At 35.4% G+C, this 3,995-nt stretch carries 4 protein-coding genes and 1 pseudogene; 4 read left to right on the top strand and 1 reads right to left on the bottom strand.

The genetic code is table 11. The features are described from left to right. Both HNQ03_RS16285 and HNQ03_RS16280 read left to right on the top strand, forming a co-directional pair. Positions 1–390: pseudogene (locus HNQ03_RS16285) on the top strand (Vgr family protein); the annotation flags it as partial. 120 nt (positions 391–510) lie between these two features. After that, complete coding sequence (locus HNQ03_RS16280) at positions 511–1,527, top strand: phage baseplate assembly protein V (protein WP_394367977.1); 1,017 nt, start codon at positions 511–513, stop codon at positions 1,525–1,527. Between the two features lie 171 nt (positions 1,528–1,698). Here HNQ03_RS16280 and HNQ03_RS16135 read toward each other — a convergent pair whose 3' ends face one another. Next, on the bottom strand, positions 1,699–1,926 hold the full coding sequence (locus HNQ03_RS16135) for a hypothetical protein (RefSeq protein ID WP_226927532.1): 228 nt from the start codon (positions 1,924–1,926) through the stop codon (positions 1,699–1,701). Positions 1,927–1,989: 63 nt separating this feature from the next. Between HNQ03_RS16135 and HNQ03_RS15440 the strand changes: the two genes are divergently transcribed. After that, positions 1,990–3,114, top strand: coding sequence for a DUF2931 family protein (locus HNQ03_RS15440; protein WP_173780596.1), 1,125 nt, complete (start codon positions 1,990–1,992; stop codon positions 3,112–3,114). Positions 3,115–3,336: 222 nt separating this feature from the next. Next, positions 3,337–3,995: DUF2931 family protein (locus HNQ03_RS15435; RefSeq protein WP_173780595.1), on the top strand; the 659-nt coding region annotated here is incomplete at its 3' end.

The following is a 3,995-nucleotide window of genomic DNA, read 5'->3' as shown; positions in this document are numbered from 1 at the left end:
AATATTGTACTTTCAGGTTACAGTCCCACAATTTTGTTGGATGCTGCGCCACATACCCAAAGTTTTGGCGGCAAACAATCTGTGAATATGAGCATTATCGCTAATCAACTCATCAAAGAAGGCATTAAAGCTGGCTACTACGATGTTCGAGTAGATGCCAATGATTATTCTGAAATTATTTACAGCGCACAATACAACGAAACGCACTACAACTACCTCGCAAGAATGGCAGAAGCGTATGGCGAGCAGTTTTATTATGATGGCGAAGTTTTGCATTTTGGTAAATTGACACCCCAAAACCAAGCTTTAAAATTGGTCTATGGCAGTAATGTAAACGACATTAAAATAGAAATAAAAGCCGTGCATACAAAGCCTCAATTTTACGGCTAAAACAGCAGTCAGCACGCAAAACTAACTTCTGGAACCACACCCGCAAAACATAAAAGCGATTTAGCCAGCATCGCCTACAAAAAAAATGATGCTGAAAGCGGAATTTTCCGCACACCAGCTTTGCAGATAGCCCCAATTCGCGCCACCACAGACAAAGATGTAGTAAATTCTCAAATGAGTGCGGCAGGAAGCAAAGCCGTAGAAGTTTTGAATGTAAGCGGAACAACGAGCATTCCGTTTTTGTATCCAGGTTGCGTGGTAGATCTGGAAATGCGCAAAGAAGACAGCAACAAAACGAGTTATTTCACCAGATTAATGATTGTAGAAACCACGCATGATGTGGATACTTTGGGACATTATGCAGGAACTTTCAAAGCAATTGCAAGCGATACAGGATTTCTGCCAACGCCGGAATTTACACAACCAATTGCTCAACCACAAATGGCAACGGTAATCTCGAACTCAGATCCGCAAGGACAAGGCAGAATCACGGTAAAATTTGATTGGCAATTGCACGACACGACAGATTTCATCCGAATGATGAGTCCAGATGCAGGAGGAACAGATCAAGTTTCGCAAAACCGAGGTTATGTTGCGATTCCCGAAGTTGGCGATCAAGTGATGGTTGGTTTTGTACATAATCACCCGGACAGACCTTTTGTGATGGGTGGCATGTTTCATGGGAAAGTTGGTTTGGGTGGTGGCGCGCAAAATCACATGCGTTCTATTCAGACGAAAAGTGGAATCAAAGTTCTGATGAATGATAATGAGAAGAGTGTGACTATTTTGGATCCTAGTGGGAATACCTATTTTATGGATGGTGCGGGAAATATTTCTGTAACTGCGCCTAAGAATATGACTTTTAATGCAGGGGAAAACTTAAATATTAATGTTGGAAAAAATATGACGACAAATGTTGGTGACAATCATAAGATAAGCATTACAAATAATCATCAGTTTACATCTACAAATTACAAGCAGACAGTAAGTGAAAACAAAACTGTGAATATTACAGGAGACTTGAAAGAAACCACTTCTAGTACCACGCATCAAGCGAAAAACGGCGATATTTTAATTCAAAGTGCGGGTGTTGCAAAAGTTTTAGGAAAAATAGATGCGAAAGTAAATAAAGGGTAAATTCATTTTAAATTAAGATAAGGTAAATCATAGAAATGAAAGTTATAGAAACAATTTTTGCTTAAGAAATAATCTTCATTAAAACATGAAAAAAATCTCACTTGGGTTATTGATTTACTCCATTATCTATTAAATGTTAATAGTAATCAATTGGATAAAATTATATAATCCTCAACCACTTTCAGGTGTAAATGATGGATCGCAAGGATTAGGCAAATCTATTGTATCCTCTATTTTCGGAATTTGTAGTTTGATTGCAATTATTGGTGGGGTCTGGAGTTTTTTCATTTTTAAAAGTTCATCATTCAATAAATCCATCAAAATCCAATTGGGTTTTATTATATTAATGTTCTGTATTTTTTTGGCTATTGGAATTGCGATATCATCATAGTTATACATTTGTACTCTAGAAAGCAGAAATTGTTATAAAGCGGAATTTATTAAAAATTAAATTTTATTTAAATGAAAAATATATTAATCTACCTTTTTGGTTTCATACTATTTACACCAGCGTCTTGCCAAGAAAAAAATAAAAAAAATAATATGAGTTCAGAAAATTTTGAATGGAAAGAAACAATATCTTGTCCTTTAGGATATCCAGTAGATGTTTATCGTGGTGGTTTAGAGTCTGCAAACGGAGGTTTTACAAGCCTATATTTGGGAACACATTCTGGAAATGATGGGTGGGGAAGTTCTGGAAGAAGTATGAGCAATGGTTTTAAACCAGTGCCCAATCATTTGCACGTGATTTGGGTGTCTTATGCAGAAAAACAATTTTATGAAATAGATGCCGATATAGACCAACAAAAAATGGTTAAGCTTTTCCGTGATGGGTATTATACACCTTCTGATGGTGATAATCCCAACCCACGAAAAGAGAATTACAATCAAATTGTTGTAGGTTTTGCACCAGGCGGAGTTGTTGTAGTTTGGCTTTCTGGCATAGGACGACAAACAGAAATAGGACGATACGAAGGCAAAAAAGTGGTCATACCGCAAGAAGAGATTGATGGCTTAAGTCCTGGTCCACAAAAAAATATGTTCGATCCTGAGTACCAGAGAAAAATAATGTATGAGTTTGATATCGTTCCGTTAGATGTGGTGAAAGCCAATGAAAATAAACCAATCCCTTATGGATTATGGGATTCTTATAGACAAAAATACAATTGGAAGGTAGAAGTTGAATTACCTGACAATGGAAAAAGTAAAGTATTTACTCATTTTCATTATAATGGAGAGATGGAAATGATTTTTGGAGAAAGCCAAATAGCAAGATATAATAATATTATACCTAATGAACTTAAATGGAACATTTCTAAAGAAAGGACTGTGCCAGATGATATTAAATTTGAGTGGATGGATGGTGTAGATGGTCATAGGTATATATGCAATATAAAATTTGATGAAAAGGAAATATTTTCGGCTTTTAAAGAAATTTCTTCTACCAATTCAAATGGTGAGATTAAATTACAAATTCGAGTAAATATTCCAAAAACGTCTGCTTCCGTACAATTAATAAATGGAGACAAACAAGTTTGGCTGAAAAATAATGAAATTATGATGCGTAAAACTAAATACACTGATTAATTATGGGCAAAACCTTTGTATATAATACGGGCAATCCATTGCCAGATTCACCGGGGACGTTAAAACTTACTTATGGTGTTTTTTTGATGGGACGCTTAATAATCGTGAAAATACTGAAATCCGTAAAAAGGTTGAAAAAAGAGGCGAATTCCGGATGATTTCTGCTACAGTAGAGGAAATCGGTATTTATAAAACACTTAATAAGAAATACAATGTAAAATAATGAAACTAATAATCACCTATATACTTTGCATAATACTATTTACACCAGCGTCTTGCCAAGAAAAAAATAAAAAAACAAAAAACATGAGTGCAGAAATTTATGAATGGAAAGACGCAACCTCCGTTCCCTATGGTTTTCCTATAGATATTTATAAAGGAGGTTTACAAAATTTAAAAATCGGCTCTTATACAAGTCTCAATGCTGGAACTACCATAGGAGATGGCTATTGGGGAGAAGCAAGTTATGGAATGGGTTCTGGAGTAAAACCTTTACCAGATCATCTCAATGTGGTTTTTTTATCCTATGCAGAAGAAAAGTTTTACCAAATAGATGAAGATTTAGATTATGAAAAAATAAGAGAATATTTTAGAAAAGGATATGATACAAAATTAACCAACGGTACAGGAGAAATTCGTCATGTAAATTATAATACCATTATTGTAGGCTTTGCACCGGGAGGTGTTTGTGTAGTATGGATAGCAGGTTCAGGCGTTCAAGTAGAAGTAGGCAGATATCAGGGTAAGGAAGTCGTAATACCAGCAGATGAAATAGAAAATTTAGATAGCCACGATCATTTATTATTTGAATCTGAATACCGCAAAAAACTTATGAAAAACCCTCACATTGTTCCGGCGGAAGTACAGGGGAAAGAGATTCC

The organism is Frigoriflavimonas asaccharolytica, assembly GCF_013294015.1.
Lineage (GTDB): Bacteria > Bacteroidota > Bacteroidia > Flavobacteriales > Weeksellaceae > Frigoriflavimonas > Frigoriflavimonas asaccharolytica.
The sequence above is the reverse complement of the archived record's forward strand: the minus strand, read 5'-3'. Positions and strand labels throughout refer to the sequence as shown.